Here is a 22,432-nt window from a genome sequence, read left to right on the forward strand (position 1 = left end):
TTGGTTATATCTGACGCACCCTACAAATACTGAGATTTTTAATCGTTCATACCCAGATCCCCGACTTCTAAAATAACTAAAATAAATAATCAGATCGCTATCAGACAAAAAATGATATATCTCCAATTAGAAAATATCACTAAATCCTTTGGTTCATTTGTTGCTAACGACAATATTAATTTAACTATTGAAGCTGGGAAGATTCATGGAATTTTAGGAGAAAATGGCGCAGGAAAAACAACGTTAATGAATATTATTAGCGGTGTTTATCAACCAGATTCTGGGCAAATATATTTAGAAGAAAAACCTGTAAATATCACCTCTCCTAAAATAGCTATTAAACTAGGTATTGGCATGATTTATCAACATTTTATGCTTGTACCCAGTTTAACAGTTACAGAAAATATTATTTTAGGAACTGAAAAAACCTGGCGTTTAAATTTACGTCACAAACATCAAGAAATAGCTGCTTTATCTCAACAATATCAATTAGAAATTAACCCAAGTTCTAAAATTCAAGATTTACCAGTAGGAATACAACAACGGGTAGAAATTCTCAAGGTTCTCTATCGTCAAGCTAAGTTATTAATTCTGGATGAACCTACCGCAGTGCTTACACCCCAGGAAGTAACATCTTTAATTACTATTTTACTTCAACTGGCTAATAATGGAAATACGATTGTTTTTATTAGTCACAAATTATCAGAAATCATGAGTTTCTGTGATGATATAACTGTATTGCGTCGGGGTAAAGTTGTCAAAACAGTTAATACTAAAAATACCACAAATCAAGAATTAGCAGAATTAATGGTAGGACGAGAAGTGGTTTTAAATTTACAAAAATCTTCTGTATCTTTGGGTAAAAGATTATTATCCGTAGAGAATTTACAAGTTGTAGATGAGCGGGGTATAAATGCTGTTAACAATATTTCTTTTGAATTACGGGAAGGGGAAATTTTAGGGGTTGCTGGTGTAGATGGAAATGGACAACGAGAATTAGCTGATACTATTGCAGGGTTGCGAAATATTAAACATGGGAAAGTTGAATATAATTTTGAAAATAATCAAACTTTTAAAGTTGGTTATATTCCCGAAGACAGACAAAAAATGGGATTGGTTTTACAATTCGATATCGGAGAAAATTTAATTTTAAAAGTTTTTAAGAACCTGCCATTTGTGAGAAATTTTTTATTACAAAAACAAGTAATTAAAGATCATGCTAAGTCAGCAATATTAGCTTTTGATGTCAGAACCAAGAGTGAAAATATTAAAGTCAGTAATTTATCAGGAGGAAATCAACAAAAGGTAGTTTTAGCGAGAGAATTAGCAGGTGAACCAAGTTTAATTATAGCAATGCAACCTACCAGGGGTTTAGATGTGGGAGCGACGGAAGTAGTACATAAAAAGTTGTTAAGAGAAAGGGAAAGAGGGGTGGCTATTTTGTATATTTCCACTGAGTTAGAAGAAATAATGGCCATGAGCGATCGCATTGCGGTAATATATCAAGGTGAGTTTTTAGATATTTTAGATGCACAAACGGTAACTATTGAAGAGATTGGTTTATTAATGGCAGGTAGTAAGAGAAGAGATATTAAATGATAAGATCCCAAGGCGATAAGATCCCCGACTTCTTTTATTTATTGTGTTCATAAATGATAAATTGATCTCAGAAGTCGGGTATCTGGGAGGATTAGCAAAATCTTGGTTAATAACTGCTATGATGACTACTTGTAATCGTCTGCAAAATCTATTACCAATTCTATCATCACTAATTGCGATCACATTAGCTTTATTAGTTGGTGCTGGTTTAATATTGTTAGCGGGTGCTAATCCTATTATTGCATATACAGCTTTATTTCAAGAATCCCTGACTACCTATTTTGGGTTTGGTAATACCCTTACAAAAATGACACCTTTACTATTTACCAGTTTAGGCGTTTTAGTAGCTTTAAAAGGTGGACAATTTAATATTGGTGGAGAAGGACAAATTTATTTAGGTGCTTTAGGAAGTAGTTTAATTGGGTTATATATTCAAGGAATACCCGCATTTATTCATATACCTTTGGCGCTATTTGCAGGGTTTATTTTTGGTGCAGTTTGGGGTTGGTTTCCCGGTTATCTCAAAGCTATCAAAGGAATTAATGAAGTAATTACAACCTTACTTTTAAATTACATTGCTATCAATTTAATTAGTTATTTAGTTCAAAATCCTTTAAAAGCGGCAAATGCACCTAGTCCTTATACAGAATTAATTGCTAAAACTGCCCAATTACCAATTATTTTACCTCAAAGTCTCGCCCATGCCGGAATTTTATTGGCATTAATTACAGCAGTGATTTTATGGATTTTATTAGTGAAAACGCCTTTAGGATACCAAATTAACACCGTTGGTTTTAACCCTATCGCCGCCCGTTATGCGAAAATTTCTGTAGAACGCACTATTATGTTAGTCATGAGTTTAGCCGGAGGTTTAGCAGGGTTAGCAGGTGCTTGTGAAGTCATGGGTTTAAAATATCGCTTATTTGCACAAGTTTCTCCGGGTTATGGATTTGATGCGATTGCGATCGCCTTTTTAAGTCGTGGTAATATTTGGGGTGTAGTCTTAACTTCCCTATTTTTCGCCTCCCTTCGCAGTGGTGCAAACATTATGCAACGTAGCGCCGGAGTACCAATCACAGTAGTTTCTGCTATTCAAGGTTTCACTATTTTATTTATGGCGATCGCTTTAGCTTTAGAATATCGAGGAAAGGTGACTGGGGACTAGGGACAGGGGAGAAAATTCTTTCCCAATGACTAATAACTAATAACTAATGACTAATGACTAATGACTAATGACTAATAAAATGAACATATTTACATTATTTAGCCAAGAAAACAACTATTCAGCTTTGATCACTCCTGATGGTGCTATCATTACCTATCAGCAATTACGTGAAAATATAACTAAATTAGTATCTCAACTCCACAGCTTTGGGTTAAAAAAAGGAGACAGAATAGCCATAGCCATGAATAATGGTACACCAATGGCGATCACATTTTTAGCATCTGCTTTATGTGGAACTGCTGCACCTTTAAATCCTAAATATAAACAAGAAGAATTTAGTTTTTATTACCAAGATACCCAAGCAAAAGCATTAATTACATTACCGGGTACACAAGAAGCAGCAATAGCAGCAGCAACACCCGATATGATGTTAATTAATGCCCAAGTTAATAATGACGGAACTTTAAACTTTAAATTAGTAAAACAAACATCAGCAAAAACTATCAATACAGAACCACCCGAAGCTGATGATATCGCCATGATTTTACATACCAGTGGTACTACCAGCCGTCCGAAACGTGTACCTATTCGTCATCGTAATTTAATCGCTTCAGCTAACAATATCATCAGTGCTTATTCCCTCACATCTGCTGATATTACACTTTGTTTAATGCCACTTTTCCACATTCATGGATTGGTAGGATGTTTATTAGCAACCCTAGCATCAGGAGGAACTTTAATTTGTCCCAATGGTTTTAATGCTTTGGAATTTTGGAAACTGGTAGAAACCTATAAACCTACTTGGTATTCCGCCGCGCCTACCATGCACCAAACAATATTAGCACGGGCAATTCGTAATCAGGAAATTGTTAAAAATAACCCCTTCCGTTTCATTCGTTCTAGTAGTGCATCTTTAGCACCAGTTATTATTGAACAAATAGAAAATACTTTAAATTCTCCCGTTTTAGAATCTTACAGTATGACGGAAGCAGCACACTTAATGTCAACAAATCCCTTACCACCAAAAATCCGTAAACCGGGAACTGTGGGTTATGGTTTTAATGTCGATGTGGGAATTATGGATGATGAAGGTAATTTGTTATCTCAAGGTAGTTTGGGGGAAGTAGTTGTTAAAGGTGCAAATGTCATTGATGGTTATGAAAATAATCCCGATGCTAACGCGACTGCTTTTGTTAATGGTTGGTTTCGTACAGGTGATCAGGGAAAAATTGATGAAGATGGATATTTGCGTTTAACTGGGAGAATTAAGGAATTAATTAACCGGGGTGGGGAAAAAATTTCACCTTTAGAAATTGATGATGTTTTATTACGTCATCCTGCGGTTTCTGAAGCTTTAGCTTTTGCTGTACCTCACAAAAGTTTAGGTGAAGAAATTCATGCTGCTGTGGTGCTGAAATTAGAAGTTAGTGAAAAGGAACTTCAGCAACATTGTTTAAAGATGTTAGCTGATTTTAAAGTACCTAAACAAATTCACATTTTAGAATCTTTACCCCGTGGTGCGACGGGTAAATTACAACGTTTAGCAATGGCTAAGTTATTGAATATTAGGTAGGTTTCAGATCCCCGACTTCTTGGAGAAGTCGGGGATCTATGTGTAAATAACAAATTACGAATTATGAAAATCTGTATTGTTGGTGCTGGTGCTATTGGTGGTTTGCTCGGTGCTAAGTTAAGTTTAGCAGGTGAAGAAGTAACTTTAATTGCTCGTGGTTTGCATTTACAAGCTATTCAAAAAAATGGACTCAGGTTAATTTCTAATGATGGTTCTGAATTGGTTGCTACCCCAGCCTTAGCTACCAGTGATATTACAGAAGTTTCTCCCCAAGATGTTGTAATTTTAGCAGTAAAAACTAATAGTGTAGAAGCGATCGCTCCCCTGCTTCCCCATCTCTATCATAATCAAACAATAGTAGTAACGGCTCAAAATGGTGTTCCCTGGTGGTATTTCCGCAAACATGGGGGGGAATATGAAGGGACAAACATCAAATCAGTTGATGCAGATGGTATAATTGAAAACTCTATTAATATTGATCGGGTAATAGGTTGTGTGGTTTATCCCGCTGCGGAAATAGTCGAACCTGGAGTAATTAAGCACATAGAAGGTGAAAGATTTACGTTGGGTGAAATCGACGGTTCTAAATCTGAACGTATCCAATTATTATCCCAAACGTTGAAAAAAGCCGGATTTAAAGCCCCAGTACGCAATCAAATTAGAACAGAAATCTGGGTGAAATTATGGGGAAATATTGCTTTTAATCCCATTAGTGCTTTGACTGGTGCAACGCTGGAAAGTATTGCTAAATATCCCCTTACCCGTGAACTAGCTAAAAATATGATGTTAGAAGCTCAAGCGATCGCTGAAAAGCTAGGTATCAATTTTGGCATTAGTTTAGAACAAAGAATTAATGGTGCAGAAAAAGTAGGCGCTCATAAAACCTCAATGTTACAAGATATCGAAGCAGGACGACCAACGGAAATAGAAGCAATTGTTGGTGCAGTTATAGAATTAAGTAAACTCACGCAAACACCCACGCCTTATATTGATGCACTTTATGCCAGTGTGAAATTATTGGAAGCTACTCATTAAAACTAACATTTTCATAAATTTGGGTCATCATTATCTATTATTAAGAATAATTAAGGAAAAATGGTGTTACCAAAAAGATGATGATTTTGGCTCAAAGTTTAACAATTGATTGGGTTGTAGTAAACAACTGCTTACAGTTCACTACCTGGGGCTTTTCTTCCCTGTTGCTTGCGGAGATATTAAGAGACATTTACCATGCTTTGTGTCATCAAGTCAATTGGCTGGCAAAATGGCATAATAAGCATCATGCAGCTTACCGTCGGGATTTAACTTTAGTTTCCCAAAAAGCTTACACAGATTCACAATTGTATCACGACATAGTTGAGTCAATTATACTGGTAGTCCTATTAACCATCGTCGCTTTAGTTGTTCAGCAATGGGGTGTATGGTTAGGAGTCGCTTATGCTGGAACTTTTTTATATGCTGCATCTTTGCGTTATTTCCAAGGCACAATAGATACAGATTACAATCATTTACCTGGACCTTTAGAAGCAATTCCTTCTGTTTGGTTGGTGAATAGAACATATCATTGGCGACATCATTTTGATGATGTGAATGCTTATTATAGTGGTGTATTTCCTCTTGTGGATAAAATACTCGGCACAGGACTTTCTTTAAAAGGTAAAACTATTGCTTTAACTGGTGCTTCAGGTGCTTTAGGACAAGCCTTAACTACAGAATTAATTAAGCATAATGCCAAGGTGATTGCTTTAACAACTAACCCAGATAAGATAGCATCACAAACTGGTTTAAAGGTGCTTTTTTGGGAATTAGGAAATGAAGCAGAACTAAAAACCAACTTGCAAAAAGTTGATATTTTAATAATCAATCATGGGGTGAATGTTTATGGCGATCGCACATCAACAGCTATTCAAAATTCCTACGAAGTCAACACTTTTTCTGCTTTGCGGTTGATAGATATATTTTCTGCAACTGTCACCGGACCAGAAGCAAAAGCAACTAAGGAAATTTGGGTGAATACATCAGAAGCGGAAGTTTCTCCGGCTTTAAGTCCACTTTATGAACTTAGTAAAAGGGCGTTAGGTGATATTATTACTCTCAAACGTTTAGACGGAGTTTGTGTAATTAGAAAATTAATTCTAGGACCTTTTAAAAGTCAACTTAATCCCTATGGTGTGATGTCAGCAACGCAAGTTGCACGGGGAATTTTGTTTTTAGCCAAGCGGGATATCAGAAATATTATTGTCACTGTCAACCCGCTAACTTATTTACTATTTCCCATCAAGGAACTTATGACATGGTTTTACTGTCGCCTATTTAGTAAAGCCGTGAAGGGTAGTTAGCATTCCCTCGCATTTTTACAATTACCTCACAAGTTCCTCACAAACTAGCTCTAAATTATAAAGAATCAAGTGTTTTGTGTGATGTCAACAGATATCAAATTAGGGCTAAATTGTGAGGTAATTATGAGCGCATTGCCATCCAACCAAAAACCGCGCTGTGCCTCAATTTATGGACCAGTAAAATCTTGGCGATTTGGACGATCTCTGGGTATAGACCCTGTTGGTATAGTATCTACCTGTTCTTTTAACTGCGTCTATTGTCAGTTAGGTAATATTCAGCAACAAACAACTCAACGGCAAATTTTCGTCCCCACTAGCCAAATTATTTCTGAACTGCAAGTAATCACCCAGAGGGAAATACCCTTAGATGTAGTAACTATTAGTGGTAGTGGTGAACCTACTCTAGCACTAAATTTAGGGGAAATTCTCGCAGCTACACAGGAAATCTTCAAACAACCAAAAGTAGTATTAACTAACAGCACTTTATTAGGTGATCAATTAGTCCGTAAGGCTTTATCACTAGCGGATATTGTCGCCGTCAAACTGGATGCGGTTTCGTCAAATCAACTACGGCAAATTAATCGACCTGTAGAGACAATTGATTTATCAGATATTATTCAAGGAATTACACAATTTAGACAAGAATATCAGGGAAAGATGACAATCCAGACCATGGTTCTATCGGCTTGGACAACAGAAACCCAAGCTAAGTATATCCATTTACTTAAACTTTTCCAACCTGATGAAATTCAACTTAATATTCCTTCTCGTAACCGGACTGTAGTGAGACAGCTAGAATCTAGAGGTAATGATATTCAGGAAATTCGCGCCTATACTTGTGAGAATTTTCAATTGATCACGCATGAAGAAATCAATGCTATGGCTGCAACAATTCACAATGCTACCAAAATTCCTGTGCGTTACCCGACACAGAATTAGATCAAGTCAACAGATTTTAGATTGGCGTTAGCGCAGCGTACGCAGCGCAGCGAGTATTTTGGATTAATTCCGCCCTGAAGGGGCAGGGCTTGTACCGAAAATTCTAGGGTCCAAAATCTAAAATCCAAAATCTAAAATTTTTCGGTCAGATTAATTACAATTACCATTGTAATTACCAATGATTAGCCTTAAAAGATATGATAAGTTTTTAAACGGACATGATATTATAATTTTCAATTAAGGAGTTAATAGAGATGGAAACAACGTCAACCGAAACATTGTTAGCACTCACAGAAATTCCCGCTGGCTATCTCAATATTATGGGTTATGTTGATAAGTCAGAAGTTAATGGTCCTGGTTGTCGCGCTGTGGTGTGGGTGCAAGGCTGTCCTCGTGAGTGCGCTGGTTGCTTTAATCCCGACTCTTGGACTTTTGAAATTAACAAGCTAGTTTCTATTGATAGTCTAGCCACAGATATTCTCAAAAATCCTCATAATACAGGTGTAACTTTCTCCGGTGGTGAGCCATTTTTGCAAGCATCTGCACTGGCGAGTTTAGCACGTAAAGTTAAAGACGCTGGCTTAAATGTGATGGCTTTTACTGGTTTTACACTCAAGCAATTACAAGCTGAATCAGCACCGGACGGTTCTCAAGAATTATTAGCACAATTAGATATTTTAGTTGACGGTCCTTTTATCGAATCTCAAGCAATTCATTCTCCTTTATCTCCTGTTTCTTCTAAAAATCAACAGGTTCATGTGTTTAACCCTGATTTTAAAGATCAAATTAGTTGGGCTAGTGATCAAATAGAAGTTCACGTTCTCAAAGATGGCGATCGCATTGTCACTGGTTATCAAGGTTGGTTAGAATTAACCTAAATCAGTAATACCCAGATCCCCGACTTCACCAGATCAATTTATCATTTATGGACACAATAAACCAAAGAAGTCGGGGATCTTATCGCCTTATTTATCACCTTTAGTAGTGGGAGCATTTTGCTCCCCTTTATTTATTTATTTAATCTATCAATTAATGATATAATTTTCACAACTTCATTTATAAACCATCAATTATTACAGATATTATAGCATCTATGAAACGTCTTTACTACGGTGATAATTTACAAGTTCTCAGAGATAACATTGCCAATGAATCTATAGATTTAATTTATCTTGATCCGCCTTTTAATTCCAAAGCTAATTATAATATTATCTTTAAAAATGCCACTGGTGAAAAATCAGATGCTCAAATTACAGCTTTTGAAGATACATGGACATGGGGAATTGAATCAGAAAGATTTTTAGATGAAATTAAAGATAAAAAAGGTGAATTATATCAATTATTAGATTTATTAGTGAGGACATTAGGCAAAAATTCATTATCAGCTTATTTGGTAATGATGGCAATTAGATTAATAGAATTACATCGAGTTATCAAATCTACAGGTAGTTTGTATTTACATTGTGATTCTACCGCAAGTCATTATTTAAAAATGATTTTAGATTTGATTTTTGATGTGAGAAATTATCGTAATCAAATTACTTGGAAACGCACTAGCAGTCATAGTGATGCTAAAAAGTACGCGAGAGTTACAGATATCATTTTCTACTATGTAAAATCTAATCAATTTACATGGAATCCTCTGAAATTGCCTTATGCAGATGAATATATCAATCAATATTATTGTAATATTGATGGTGACGGTAGAAGATTTCAATTTGGTGATTTATCAAATACCAAAACTAGCAAAGGTTATTTTTATAAACTCTTAGATTGTGATCCTCCTGAAAATGGTTGGAGAATGCCAGAATCTCGCGCTCAAGAGTGGCTAAGTCAAGGTAAAATAGCCATACCACCAACAGGAAAAACACCACGTTATAAACGTTATTTAGATGAAGTTGAAGGTAAGGTAATTCCTGATATTTGGGATGATATACCACCTGTAAATTCCCAAGCAAAAGAAGCTTTAGGATATCCTACACAAAAACCACAATCATTGCTTGAACGTATTATTAAAATTAGTAGTAATGAAGGTGATATTATACTTGATCCATTTTGTGGATGTGGAACAGCAATACACGCAGCCGAAAATTTAGGGAGAAATTGGATCGGAATTGATATTACTCATTTAGCTATTGCATTAATAGAAAAAAGATTAAGAGATGCTTTCCCTAACAAATTTATTGAAGATGAAAATAAAAATCAAAAATTAGTACCAGGTATTGAATTTGAAGTAGAAGGTACACCCAAAGATTTAGCCGCAGCATTAGATTTATTTAATAGAGATGCTTATCAATTTCAATGGTGGGCTTGTTCTTTGGTAAATGCACAACCATATAAAGATAAAAAGAAAGGTGCAGATGGGGGAATAGATGGTTTAATATTTTTTGAAGATGTGATAGATATCAAAAAATCAAATAAAACCGCAGTAAAAAAAATCATTGTTAGCGTTAAAGGTGGGAAGAATATTAACGCAGCTATGATTAGAGATTTGCGGGGTACAATGGAAACCAATAAAGCAGAAATTGGATTATTTGTAACTCTGACACCTCCCACGCAACCAATGATTAAAGAAGCAGCATCTTCCGGTTTTTATAAAGCAGGAAATGGCAGAAATTATGCAAAGATGCAAATTTTAACGATTGAAGAATTATTAACAGCAGAAAAACGACCTGAATTTTTTGATATGAAACAAGGAGAGTTGACATTTAAAAAAGCACAACGGGAAAATCAGGATATAGGAGAACAGGGTGAGTTGTTTTAGAATTATGTGCTTATGTGCTGTTGTTGGGTTACACTAAATCAGTAATACCCAGATCCCCGACTTCTTTAAAGAAGTCGGGGATCTATCTTTTTTAACACCAAGTTTGTAAAACTCGACCTTTTATTTGTTGTCCAAACCAAGGTGTATTATGAGAAAGTGTATGAAGATTTTCTCGATTAACTGTCCAGATTTGTTCAGGATCAAATAATGTTAATTCGGCTTTTTCACCAACTTTGATAGGTTTAATTTCTTGTTGTACACACGCTGCTGGTTGATTACTCAAAACTCGCCATAATTCTAAAGCTGTAAATTCCCCAGTTGCTACCAGGTTTTGCCACAATAAAGGTAATGCTAATTCTAAACCAATAGCCCCTGGTGGTGATTCTGCAAAAGCCTGAACTTTCTCCTCATAGGTGTAAGCTGCATGATCAATAGCGATCGCATCTATCACACCTCCACGCACACCTGCACGCAAAGCCGCCACATCACTGGCATTACCTAAAGGTGGGTCTAAATGCAAGCTAGTGTGATAACTCTTAACATCTGCTGTATTTAGTAATAGGTGCATCCAAGTGGTGCTGGCTGTTACTGGTAAACTTTGTAATTTGGCAGTAGCAATTAATTCTACACTCCGCGCCGTAGAAACCCGCATAATATGTACAGGCGTTCTCATATTGGCGACTAACTCCAACAAAGCAGCGATCGCACCAGTTTCTGCACTAGCTGGAATTGGGGGTAAACCGATCCGCAAAGCTTCCCCACCTTCTCGCATCACCCCATTTAATGATAAATGGCGATCGCATGGAGAAAACGCCACAACTTTTCCAAAAGGTTGCAGATATTCTAAAACCCGTCTGACTATACCCAAATTTTCCCAAGGTTTACTATCCGTAAAACCCACAACCCCAGCAGTAGCTAAATCAGCAAATTCCGTTAACTGCTTACCTGCTAAATCGAGGGTAATCGCACCCCAAATTTGAAGATGGGGAGAAGAATGTAAACTTTCCTCTAACTTAATCTGCTTCTGTAACTGGGCAACGAGAGCCGGGTTATCAATAACCGGAAATGTATCAGGCAATACTGTTACCCTAGTAAAACCACCAGCAGAGGCAGCTTGCAAAAAAGAAGTCAACGTTTCTCTTTCTTCAAAACCTGGTTCACCGGAATGACTATATAAATCAACTAAACCATTACCGAGAACTAAACCCCGACAATCTTGAATAGAAATATCAGCACTAATATCAGCAATTTGTGGTGCGATCGCTTGGATATAACCATCAACAATTAACACATCAGATATTTGGTCAGTTTCCGAAACCGGATCGATTACCCTTACTTGTTGTAAAAATTCAGTTATCATACGCTCTTAAAGATTAAGTATAATTTTTCTCACTGCTTGTCTATTTTATTGTTATGTGTAAATTTTAGATTTTGGATTGATAGAAAAAGCTCAAATCTAAAATCTAAAATTCCGTCACTAATATCCTACAATGCCCCTGCTGCTGTTTGATCTAATACACCCCCACTCAAATGACCAGTAATATTCATCGCTTGCAATACGGGTAAACCACTAGCACCGTTAGGGTAGTCAATCACACTCACCGCACCATTACCTTGACGGAAATTCCAGAAATTTTCTAGTGATAAACCCAAGATATGACAAAGCAAAGTTTTATTAGTCGCATCATGAGCCACTACTAAACCAATTTGTAGTTGATTTTCTTCAGCAGTTTGTAATATTGATTGCCAAGCCGCTACACTGCGTTCATGTACTTGTTGTAAATTTTCACCTTCTGGCATTTGCACTTCGGCAGGTACATTGCGCCAGCGTTCCAACTCTCCGGGAAAACCCTGTTCTATTTCTAATTCAAATTTACCTTCCCAAGTTCCGTGACTAATTTCCCTCAAACCATCTAATAGCTGTAACTTAATATCAGAGTGCTGTTTAAGAATAATTTCTGCTGTTTCTTTAGGACGCGCCATAGTGCTACTAAAAGCAAAATCAAATGCCACATCTTGAAGAAACTCCCCAGCTTTTGCAGCTTGGTCTCTACCATTATCATTCAGAGGAACGTCAATTTGTCCTTGAAACTTACCTTGACGATTCCATTCGGTTTCACCGTGACGCACTAATAACAACCTAAATCCTTTGTGATTTGGTCGCAAGGTGGGTAAAGTATCTCCCAAATGTTGCGTTTGATTCATTGATTCTAACTGCACTGGTTGACCCAAACCGCCGGCAAAATTCAAAACGCTAATTGCACAATTAGACTGTTGGAGTCCGTGATAACCACTAGGAGGAATACCTAAAGCTGTACTAATTAGAGCGCGGTTAATACCATTATGCCCAACTATGAGAATAGTTTCCCCTTGATGACGGGATAAAATTTCTTCCCAAAACTGCTGTGCTTGTTCATATAAAGCCAGAACCGGAAAATGTTCCCGTGTCCCATCTGCGTCATTTATAGTCATTCGCAATTCATGGGGGCGTTTTTTCCAAACACTATACTCATCAGGGAACTTCTCTTTGACATCAGCAGATAACATTCCTGCCCATAAAGGTAAGTCAACTTCTATGAGTTGATCAAAAACCTGAATCATCGCCGACTGTTCCACTAACTGACTACGAATAATTTCTGCTGTCGTTTTTGCGCGGTTAAGGGGACTGCTGTATATTGCCTTAAATGCAATCTTACTCAGTGCTTGTCCCGTTTTACTAGCATCACTCTGACCTTTATCCGTTAATCTTGACGCATCAGTACGTCCTTGGATACGTCTTTCAATGTTATATGTACTTTGCCCATGACGCACAATGATAACACGAGTCATTAAAAAACCTCTTCTCTCTAAAGGACTAATTTTACTGTAAAACGTTGGCACAATTATCTTTTAGATTGGTTGAGCGTTGATCTCAAAAGTTATCTTTGATTTTTCAGGATGTCTAATAAAAATCCATCGCCTATAGCAGTGCATTCCGCGCCATCGCTCTTTTCCTCCTCCTTATTTATTAAGGGTTTTACGTTAAGTTGACACCAATGAGCAGTGCTAAACCCTGACTGTCAGTTGTCGGTGACATACTCCACACACTCCCTTTCAGGTGAGTGTGGGCTTCTCGGCGACTCTTTTATGAAGACATTAACCGAGCTTTAAGTTTATAATTGCTAGGGAAGTAATGCGTTCTCACCATCAAGGTTAGACAAAATTTCTGAATCAGTTCTACTAAGGTGCTATTACAAATGAATCACAAGCCTTTTATTGTTTCTCCAGGGGCTAATATTTCTTTAAAAGATGATTATGACCCAAGTTATAAAGCTGAATTTCATGAAAAAGCTGATGCCAAAAGAAAATTAAAAGCAGGTATTAAACAACTAGCTAATTATCAAAATATTCTCTATGCTCAAAATACTTGTGCTTTGCTGATTATTTTTCAAGCAATGGATGCTGCTGGTAAAGATAGCACTATTAAACACGTGATGTCTGGGATTAATCCTCAAGGATGTCAGGTTTTTAGTTTCAAAGCTCCCAGTGATGAAGAATTAGATCATGATTATCTATGGCGAACGATGAAGGCTTTACCAGAGCGGGGTAGAATTGGTATATTCAACCGTTCCTATTATGAAGAATTACTGGTGGTACGGGTACATCCAGAAATACTAAAACAACAACAACTCCAATATATTCCTGATGGTAATCAAATCTGGCAGCAGCGGTTTGAAGAAATTAATAATTTTGAAAAATATCTAGTCAATAATGGAATTATTGTACTTAAGTTTTTTCTCAATGTCTCAAAAAAAGAACAGAAAACCCGCTTTTTAGACCGTATTGAATCCCCAGAAAAACATTGGAAGTTTTCAGCTAATGACGTGAGAGAGCGAGGTTTTTGGGATGATTATATGATGGCTTATGAGGATGTTTTTAACCACACTAGCACTAAGTATGCACCTTGGCATATTATTCCGGCTGATCGCAAGTGGTTTACACGTTTGGTTGTCTCAGAAATTATCTGCGCTAAATTAAGAGAATTGAATTTACAATATCCTAGTGTTAGTGAAGAGCATAAGCAGAAACTTTTACACGCTAAAAAAATGTTGGAAAATGAAAATGAATAAATATCTGGTGAACAAGAATGTAAAGATGTTTCAGCATAATTATCAGTTGCATGAATTCTGCTGTAATTACTCGTCATTGACGTTTTGTTTAACAAAGCATAAGATATTAAAGCATTTTTATTAGTGATTTATGACTGCCTCAGAAAAACCTCCCAATTTTGAAAATCTACTCATTTATATCAGAGAACATCGGGGTTTTGATTTCACTGGTTATAAGCGTTCAACTTTGATTCGTAGAGTAACTAAACGAATACAATCTTTGAATATAGATAACTTTGGTGATTATATCGACTATCTAGAAGTTTATCCAGAAGAATTTCATTATTTGTTTAATACTATTTTGATTAATGTCACTGACTTTTTTCGGGATACTGCTGCTTGGGAATATCTAGGAAAAAAAGTCATACCTAATCTTATTAAAGGCAAAAAAACTGGTGAGCAAATTCGCATTTGGTCTGCTGGTTGTGCCTCTGGAGAAGAAGCTTATACTCTAGCTATATTGGTGGCTGAAGCATTGGGAGCAGAAGATTTTCGTCAGCGAGTTAAAATCTACGCTACAGATGTTGATGAAGAAGCTCTCAATCAATCACGTCAAGCTATATATTCAGCTAAAGAAGTCGATGCTGTACCGACAGAACTAAGGGATAAATATTTTGAGTTAGTAGGGAATAATTATATATTTCGTCAAGACTTGCGTCGGTGTGTGATTTTTGGCTGTCATGATTTACTTCAGGATGCGCCAATTTCTCGGTTAGATTTATTAGTGTGTCGGAATACATTGATGTATTTCAATTCTGAAGTTCAGGGACGAATTATGACTCGGTTTCATTTTGCCCTGAATGATACTGGCTATCTGTTTTTAGGTAAAGCAGAAATGCTCCTGATGTATTCCAATTTATTTACGCCTATAGACTTAAAAAACCGCATCTTTAGTAAAGTTTCATCAAAAAATGTGCGAGAACGCCTCTTGGTGATGACAAATACAGGAGAAGATGAATCTAGCCAATATTTATCTAAATATTCTAAACTGCGAGAGTTAGCTTTTGATGCAGTCCCAGTGGCAAGCATAGTTATTGATACTAATGGTTTATTGGTGATCATGAGTGAGCAAGCTCGGACTTTATTTGGTTTATCCATACGGGATTTAAATCGTCCTTTTCATGAGTTGGAACTTTCCTATCGACCACTAGAATTAAGATCGCTGATTGACAGCGTGTCTAAAGAACGTCGTCCTATCATCCTGACAAATGTAGAAAGGTATTTATCTAACGCAGAAAAGCAATATTTAGATGTGCGAATTACACCTCTACAAGATGATGATTTCACCTTGTTAGGTGTGAGCATCTCTTTTAATGATGTTAGTCGTTATATTCAACTTCAAGAAGCACTGCAACGTTCTCGACAAAATTTAGAAACCACTAATGAAGAACTCCAATCTACTAATGAAGAGTTAGAAACTACTAATGAAGAACTTCAATCTACTAATGAAGAATTAGAAACTACAAACGAAGAACTCCAATCTACTAATCAAGAACTGGAGACAATGAATGAAGAAATGCAATCTGCCAATGAAGAATTACAGACAATTAATTATGAGTTAAGCGATCGCACATTAGAACTTAATCATAAAAATGTTTTTATTATTTCTATTCTCAAAAGTCTGCAAATAGGCATGGCTGTAATTGACAAAAACTTTAACATTTTAATTTGGAATCATATAGTAGAAGATTTATGGGGACTGCGTGCTGATGAAGTGATCAAGACATCACTGTTTATCTTAGATATTGGCTTACCTGTGGAGCAATTGCGATCGCCGATCCGTGATGCCTTATCTGGTAAAAGTGATTTGCAAGAAATGATCCTAGAAACTACAAATCGCCGAGGTAAGCCAATTAAATGTTATATTGCTCTCACTCCCGTAATTGATCAAGAAATAGAAGGAGTAGTTTTAATTATGGCAGATATAGACAAAATTAAAAGTATGATTTCCGTCAAAGAACTGGAAGAAAGACGACAACAACAGTAAAATATCAAGCTTATCAGAATACAATTTAATTTTTCATAGCCTCGTGTTCGCGGTAGCTTGCCGGAGTCATCAGCTATAATTAGTTGTATATTTAAAGTACATACATTACAGGCAAAAAATTATAGTTTTGTCTGTTAATTCCTTGATAGTTAATGAGAGAATGCGCTATGGATACTGCTATTAAATATGACATTGAAGTCATCAAAGATGAAGCAATTATACTTGTAAAAAAAGGACTTGTGAGCCGTCAACAGCCGATTTATGCAATGTGTAAATATATTCCTGAGCGTGAATGGCCTTATTTTGAGAATGAACTGGAAAAACATGAATATTTGCTCAGAGATAGAATTATTGACCTGATTGGTTGTGAAACATGGGAAGAAGATTGAAAAGTAACATCAATTTTTGGTAAATAAAAACTGTTCGTGTGTATTTTTTTGTCAAATTAACTAGTACATTAGTAAAGAGGATATGAAAATACACTAATGAATGCGATCACCTCTTCTCTTGCATCTATTATTAACATAGAAAATGCTGTCTTACCTTGGGAAAATCTCGAACCCAGTCAGCAACAACGCCTTCAACTAGCGATGGACTCCAACAGCCATCCCAGTTGTATTGTTTATCCCCACACTCAGGAACAGCTGGCCGCAGTCATGGCCACTGCTAACCGCAATCAATGGCGTGTTCTCCCCTGTGGTAGTGCGAGTAAAATTAACTGGGGTGGTTTGGGTAAAAATATTGATATTGTTGTTAGTACAGAACGTATCAACCAACTCATAGAACACGCAGTAGGTGATTTAACTGTGACTGTGGAAGCAGGAATGAAATTTGGCGAACTTCAGAAAATTTTAGCCAAATCTCGGCAAACCTTAGCTTTAGATCCCAGTTTTCCCAATTCTGCTACTATTGGCGGTATTGTAGCTACTGCTGATACAGGTTCTCTGCGTCAACGTTATGGTAGTGTGCGTGACCAACTTTTAGGTATAACTTTTATCCGTGCTGATGGAAAAATAGCTAAAGCTGGAGGAAGGGTAGTAAAAAATGTTGCTGGTTACGACTTAATGAAATTGTTCACCGGTGCTTACGGTACATTAGGAATTATCAGCCAAATCACTTTTCGAGTGTATCCTTTACCTGAAACATCGGCAACAGTTATTTTAACTGGTAAAGCTGAAGCAATCTCCCAAGCTGCTACCATTCTTCAAAGTTCTGAATTAACACCAACTCAAGCAGACATAATATCAAATCAATTAGTTTCTGATTTAAGTTTAGGTAACGGAATTGGCTTAATTGTCCAGTTTAAAAGTATTACTGAAAGTGTGAAGGAACAGTCAAACCGACTTTTGGCAGTTGGGCAACAGTTGGGTTTAAATGGGGCAATTTATTCAGCAGAAAATGAGTTTAATCTATGGCAACGATTAACAGAAATAATACATCCTGCTGTTAATAATGCTGAAATAAGTTGCAAAATAGGAGTATTACCAACTACTGCGGTAGAGGTGATTAATCAAATAAATATCGGTTTGATTCATCTCAGTAGCGGTTTGGGTTTGGTGCGGTTGGAAAATAAAATTCAAGTTTTGGCGTTGCGTAAGTTATGTGAAACTAATTCGGGGTTTTTAAGTGTTTTATCTGCACCTGTGGAGATAAAAGAAAAGTTGGATGTTTGGGGTTATGATGGTAATGCTTTGCAGATTATGCGGGGGATTAAGGAACAGTTTGATGGTAATTATATTTTAAGTCCTGGTCGGTTTGTTGGTGGGATTTAAGGTTTAAGAAAACGAACCGCAGAGGCGCAGAGAACACAGAGGTTAAGAGGGGAAAGATAAATGCAAGTTTCACAGGGAACAGTTTGATGGTAATTATATTTTAAGTCCTGGTCGGTTTGTGGCTGGGATTTAGGATTTAAGAAAACGAACCGCAGAGGCGCAGAGAACGCAGAGGTTAAGAGGGGAATAAAATAATGCAAGTTTCAGATGGTGCTGTTAATAATACTGCTAGTATTAAGGATTTAAAGGGGTTTGATGTTAATCATCCTCCTGATCCTAAGTTGATTGATAGTTGTGTTCATTGTGGTTTTTGTCTTTCTACTTGTCCGAGTTATCGGGTGTTAGGTAAGGAGATGGATTCACCCAGGGGTCGTATCTATTTAATGGATGCTATTAATGAAGGTGAAATTGCTTTAAATACTGCTACTGTTGAACATTTTGATTCTTGTCTGGGTTGTCTTGCTTGTGTGTCAACTTGTCCTTCTGGTGTGCAGTATGATAAGTTGATTTCGGCAACTCGTCATCAGGTGGAGAGAAATTATAATCGCAGTTTTTCTGATAAGTTAATCAGACAATTGATTTTTTCTCTGTTTCCTAATCCTGATGTTTTAAGAATTTTACTTTTGCCTTTATTCGTTTATCAGAAGTTGGGTGTTTCTAAGTTATTACGCGCTACTGGGTTAATCAAGGCTATATCTCCCAGATTAGCAGCTATGGAATCTATTCTTCCTGAAATTACTGTTAAAACTTTTCAAGATAATTTACCAGATATCATCCCTGCAAAGGGTGAAAAAAGATATCGTGTGGGGATGATTTTAGGATGTGTTCAACGTCTATTTTTCTCTCCTGTTAATGAAGCGACAGTGCGGGTTTTAACTGCTAATGGTTGTGAAGTGGTAATTCCTAAATCTCAAGGTTGTTGTGCTGCACTTCCTGAACACCAAGGACAAACGGAACAAGCGAAAGCTTTAGCAAGACAAATGATTGATAGTTTTGCTGATACAAATGTCGATTTTGTGATTATCAATGCTGCTGGTTGTGGTCATACTTTAAAAGAATATGGTCACATTTTAGCTGATGACCCAGAATATGCAGAGAAAGCTAAAAACTTTGTCACAAAGGTGAAAGATGCACAGGAATTTTTAGCTAATGTGGGTTTAACTGCTACACTTTCACCATTAACTGATAAAAATCTCACTTTAGTTTATCAAGATGCTTGTCATTTATTGCATGGTCAAAAAATCAGTGTTCAACCCCGTCAGTTATTAAGAAAAATTCCTAGAGTGACGTTAAGAGAACCAATAGATGCGGCTTTGTGTTGTGGTAGTGCAGGTGTTTATAATCTGCTACAACCAGAAATTGCTGAGGAATTAGGTAAACAAAAAGCGCAGAATTTAATTAATACTGGTGCTGAGTTAATTGCTTCTCCTAACCCTGGTTGTAGTTTGCAAATTAGTAAATATTTGCCAGATAAAAGTATTTCTGTTATGCACCCAATGGAGTTGTTAGATTATTCTATTCGGGGAGAAAAATTGAAGATGTAATATCATTTTTCTGGGGAAAAACTCTGGCCTTTTGAGAGTAATTGATAAGTGGAACAGGCGGTTAGAAACCGCGTCTATACTGGGAAAACCCACCTGCGTGGGTTTCAAATCCTTAATTTTTCGTTAGTCCGCGCAGGCGGACTTTGTTTGTATAGCAGTGTTCGCCCTTGGCGTGGCGAAGCCATATTTCATTCGCCAAGCCTTAAGTTGACACCATTAAGCACTGCTAAACCCTGACAATGGACAAATGTTATAAATCTGCTGATTGTAGTTTTTCTAGTCGAGCGAAAACTTCTGCACTGTGAATACTGGGATTAACTTTAACAAAAGTATCTCTAAGAATACCCTGGGGATCAATGATAAAACTATGACGCATAGATACATAGCCAATCCAAGAACCATAGGCTTTACTAACTGCACCATTAGTATCTGCCAACAGGGGAAATTTTAAGCCTTCAGAATCGCAAAATTCGGCGTGGGAATCAATATCATCCGCACTCACACCAATAATCTGGGTATTTTTTTCTAGATATTTGGGTAAGTCTTGTTGAAAACGCCGCGCTTCAATAGTACAACCAGAAGTGAAATCTTGGGGATAAAAATATAAAACCACCCACTGACCACGCAAATCAGCAAGGGAAATTTTGCCATCTCCTGTATTGGTGGGTAAAGTGAAATCAGGGGCTGGTTGATTGATGGCTGGTAGTTTACCACCCATAGCATGAGCAGTGGGGGTAAAGTTAAACCAACTAATCAAGGAGAAACAGGTGGTAAATAAAACGGTAATAAAAGTGCGACGAGAAATCATTTTGCAAACCAGAATTATAACTTAATACAAGTTTACATTCTGGCTGCTTGCTATTCTGACACTGGTTTAGATACAGGCGGATTTTCTGCACTTTCAATATATTGGCTATCAATGAGGAAAGTACCTCTAGAAAAGCGCACACCCCAATATCCGCCAGGACGACGGTCAATGACTATACCTTCTTCACCAATGCTAATGACATCAGGAGGACGTAGCATGGGCATGGGGTCAGCAGTTTTGACGTAAGGTGGTAGGGTAACAACACGAACTTTACTATTAACAGGGAATTCTGGAGACATTTTAAAATTTTGGGAAAGTGTAATAATTTCTCACTTTTAACAGGAATTTGCTGCATTTTCCACATCTATTGTTTAATGAGTCAATAAACTTTATTAGTATCAACTTCAATTCAAAATGCCATGCCTGATGTAGTTGCAAACAAATATGATTTTTTACCCCGATTTTATCGGTTGGCCAGTGTCAGCGTGTTGTCTAATTTGATGGTTCCCTTAGCTGGGTTGGTGGATATTGCTTTTTTGGGACATTTGGCAGATATCCGTCACTTGGCTGGGGTAATTTTAGCAACTATTCTTTTTGACTACCTTTATCGGGTCTTAAAATTTATGAGATCAAGTACCAATGCCTTGACAGCCCAAGCTGTGGGACAGGATGAACCTCAAGCTGTGATCTTGGCGGGATTACGCAGTGGTTTAATTGCTTGCATAGTTGCTGTAGTAATTCTACTATTGCAATATCCTATCCAGAAGTTTGGTTTTTTGCTGTTGAGTGGTTCTCCAGAAATTGAAGCTTCTGGGGTGGATTATTTCTATGGACGAATTTGGGGCGCACCTGCTGTTTTGCTCAATTTTGTCCTCTTTGGTTGGTTTTTAGGGCGAGAAATGAATGGTGTAGTGCTGCTGATGTCCTTGGTTGGTAATGGTTCTAATGTGTTGCTTGATTATTTGATGATTGTGAAGTGGGGTTGGGAAAGTACGGGTGCGGGTGTTGCTACAGCTATCAGTCAGTATTTGGCGCTGGGAGTTGGTTTGGTTGGGGTTGGTTTAAGTATTGAGTGGCAAGTTTTAACAGCAGCACTATCACAAATGTTTGATTGGGTAGCAATTAAAGATGCTTTTGTTCTCAAGATTAATATTCTAATTCGATTTCTAGCTCTGATTTCTGCTTATTCTATATTTACTAATCTTAGTGCAATACAAGGAACGGAAACTCTAGCGGAAAATGGTCTGCTGTTGCAAATTGCTTTGTTGAGTCAGTTTACGGTTCAAGGTGTGGGGGTGACAACGCAAACTTTGACTGGCAATTTTAAAAGTAAGGGAAATACAGCACAGATGATTCCATTATTAACTGTCTCTATGATTGCAGGTTTAGCGATCGCATTACCATTTGCTGTTGTATCTATAATTTTTCCAGACCAAGTTTTTGGTCTGTTGACTAATCACCCAGAGGTAAACACTAATATTACTAAATATACAATCTGGTTGTTACCTGTTTTAGTAATTACAGCGATCGCTTTTATTCTCGAAGGTTATTTTATCGGTTTAAAAGCCGGTGCGAGTCTACGTAATGCTGTATTATTAGCTTTTTTTGTGGGTTTTTCACCTCTAGCGATCGCCGCTTGGTATTTCCACAATAACCATTTATTATGGTCAACTATAGTTTCTTACATGACAACTATTATGATAGCATTGGCAGTACAAGTACCCCAAACTTTGAATACCCAAGACTTAGAAAATCACAAACCTCTAGCTAATTCTTAACTACAATTTCCTGATT

General features: G+C 36.9%; 18 protein-coding genes. 14 read left to right on the forward strand and 4 right to left on the reverse strand.

Features of this window, described 5'->3' with window-relative positions; genetic code table 11:
- Positions 1-111: 111 nt before the first annotated feature.
- The 8 genes from VB694_RS00175 to VB694_RS00210 all read left to right on the forward strand — a co-directional run bounded on the left by VB694_RS00175 (position 112) and on the right by VB694_RS00210 (position 10,379).
- Positions 112-1,599, forward strand: a complete 1,488-nt coding sequence (locus VB694_RS00175; protein ID WP_323358294.1) for an ABC transporter ATP-binding protein — start codon at positions 112-114, stop codon at positions 1,597-1,599.
- A 121-nt stretch (positions 1,600-1,720) separates the two neighbouring features.
- Positions 1,721-2,764 (forward strand): ABC transporter permease, encoded by a 1,044-nt coding sequence (locus VB694_RS00180; protein ID WP_323358529.1) that lies wholly within the window; start codon positions 1,721-1,723, stop codon positions 2,762-2,764.
- A gap of 79 nt (positions 2,765-2,843) precedes the next feature.
- On the forward strand, positions 2,844-4,337 hold the full coding sequence (locus tag VB694_RS00185) for an acyl--CoA ligase (RefSeq protein WP_323358295.1): 1,494 nt from the start codon (positions 2,844-2,846) through the stop codon (positions 4,335-4,337).
- Between the two features lie 63 nt (positions 4,338-4,400).
- Entirely contained in the window at positions 4,401-5,372 is a 972-nt protein-coding gene (locus VB694_RS00190) for a 2-dehydropantoate 2-reductase (protein ID WP_323358296.1), read from the forward strand.
- Between the two features lie 80 nt (positions 5,373-5,452).
- Positions 5,453-6,676 carry a bifunctional sterol desaturase/short chain dehydrogenase gene (locus VB694_RS00195; protein WP_323358530.1) on the forward strand — a complete coding sequence of 408 codons (1,224 nt, stop codon included), beginning with the start codon at positions 5,453-5,455 and terminating at the stop codon, positions 6,674-6,676.
- 123 nt (positions 6,677-6,799) lie between these two features.
- Positions 6,800-7,615: a radical SAM protein gene (locus VB694_RS00200; RefSeq protein ID WP_323358297.1), complete on the forward strand. Its 816-nt coding sequence runs from the start codon at positions 6,800-6,802 to the stop codon at positions 7,613-7,615.
- A gap of 254 nt (positions 7,616-7,869) precedes the next feature.
- Positions 7,870-8,493: a 4Fe-4S single cluster domain-containing protein gene (locus VB694_RS00205; protein WP_323358298.1), complete on the forward strand. Its 624-nt coding sequence runs from the start codon at positions 7,870-7,872 to the stop codon at positions 8,491-8,493.
- A gap of 215 nt (positions 8,494-8,708) precedes the next feature.
- Positions 8,709-10,379, forward strand: a complete 1,671-nt coding sequence (locus VB694_RS00210) for a DNA methyltransferase (protein ID WP_323358299.1) — start codon at positions 8,709-8,711, stop codon at positions 10,377-10,379.
- Positions 10,380-10,470: 91 nt separating this feature from the next.
- Here VB694_RS00210 and VB694_RS00215 read toward each other — a convergent pair whose 3' ends face one another.
- The gene (locus VB694_RS00215; protein WP_323358300.1) at positions 10,471-11,739 is read right to left on the reverse strand and encodes a dihydroorotase; all 1,269 of its coding nucleotides are present in this window, start codon (positions 11,737-11,739) and stop codon (positions 10,471-10,473) included.
- A 125-nt stretch (positions 11,740-11,864) separates the two neighbouring features.
- Positions 11,865-13,208 (reverse strand): histidine phosphatase family protein, encoded by a 1,344-nt coding sequence (locus tag VB694_RS00220; RefSeq protein ID WP_323358301.1) that lies wholly within the window; start codon positions 13,206-13,208, stop codon positions 11,865-11,867.
- Positions 13,209-13,615: 407 nt separating this feature from the next.
- On the opposite strand from VB694_RS00220, the gene VB694_RS00225 reads away from it, so the two are divergent.
- The 5 genes from VB694_RS00225 (at position 13,616) to VB694_RS00245 (ending at position 19,830) form a co-directional block, all read left to right on the forward strand.
- Entirely contained in the window at positions 13,616-14,488 is an 873-nt protein-coding gene (locus tag VB694_RS00225) for a polyphosphate kinase 2 family protein (protein ID WP_323358302.1), read from the forward strand.
- Positions 14,489-14,618: 130 nt separating this feature from the next.
- Positions 14,619-16,514 carry a CheR family methyltransferase gene (locus VB694_RS00230; protein ID WP_323358303.1) on the forward strand — a complete coding sequence of 632 codons (1,896 nt, stop codon included), beginning with the start codon at positions 14,619-14,621 and terminating at the stop codon, positions 16,512-16,514.
- A 167-nt stretch (positions 16,515-16,681) separates the two neighbouring features.
- Positions 16,682-16,903: a DUF4327 family protein gene (locus VB694_RS00235; RefSeq protein WP_323358304.1), complete on the forward strand. Its 222-nt coding sequence runs from the start codon at positions 16,682-16,684 to the stop codon at positions 16,901-16,903.
- Between the two features lie 96 nt (positions 16,904-16,999).
- On the forward strand, positions 17,000-18,286 hold the full coding sequence (locus VB694_RS00240; RefSeq protein WP_323358305.1) for an FAD-binding oxidoreductase: 1,287 nt from the start codon (positions 17,000-17,002) through the stop codon (positions 18,284-18,286).
- 194 nt (positions 18,287-18,480) lie between these two features.
- Entirely contained in the window at positions 18,481-19,830 is a 1,350-nt protein-coding gene (locus VB694_RS00245; protein ID WP_323358306.1) for a (Fe-S)-binding protein, read from the forward strand.
- Positions 19,831-20,080: 250 nt separating this feature from the next.
- On the opposite strand, the gene VB694_RS00250 is transcribed toward VB694_RS00245, so the two are convergent.
- Positions 20,081-20,638, reverse strand: a complete 558-nt coding sequence (locus VB694_RS00250) for a peroxiredoxin (RefSeq protein WP_323358307.1) — start codon at positions 20,636-20,638, stop codon at positions 20,081-20,083.
- A gap of 50 nt (positions 20,639-20,688) precedes the next feature.
- Entirely contained in the window at positions 20,689-20,937 is a 249-nt protein-coding gene (gene sipA / locus VB694_RS00255) for a regulatory protein SipA (protein WP_323358308.1), read from the reverse strand.
- Positions 20,938-21,057: 120 nt separating this feature from the next.
- Between sipA and gntT the strand changes: the two genes are divergently transcribed.
- Entirely contained in the window at positions 21,058-22,416 is a 1,359-nt protein-coding gene (gntT, locus tag VB694_RS00260) for a guanitoxin biosynthesis MATE family efflux transporter GntT (RefSeq protein ID WP_323358309.1), read from the forward strand.
- The last annotated feature ends 16 nt before the right edge of the window (positions 22,417-22,432 follow it).

Origin of the sequence: Anabaena sp. UHCC 0451, from assembly GCF_034931405.1 — a bacterium.
Taxonomy (GTDB): Bacteria; Cyanobacteriota; Cyanobacteriia; order Cyanobacteriales; family Nostocaceae; genus RDYJ01.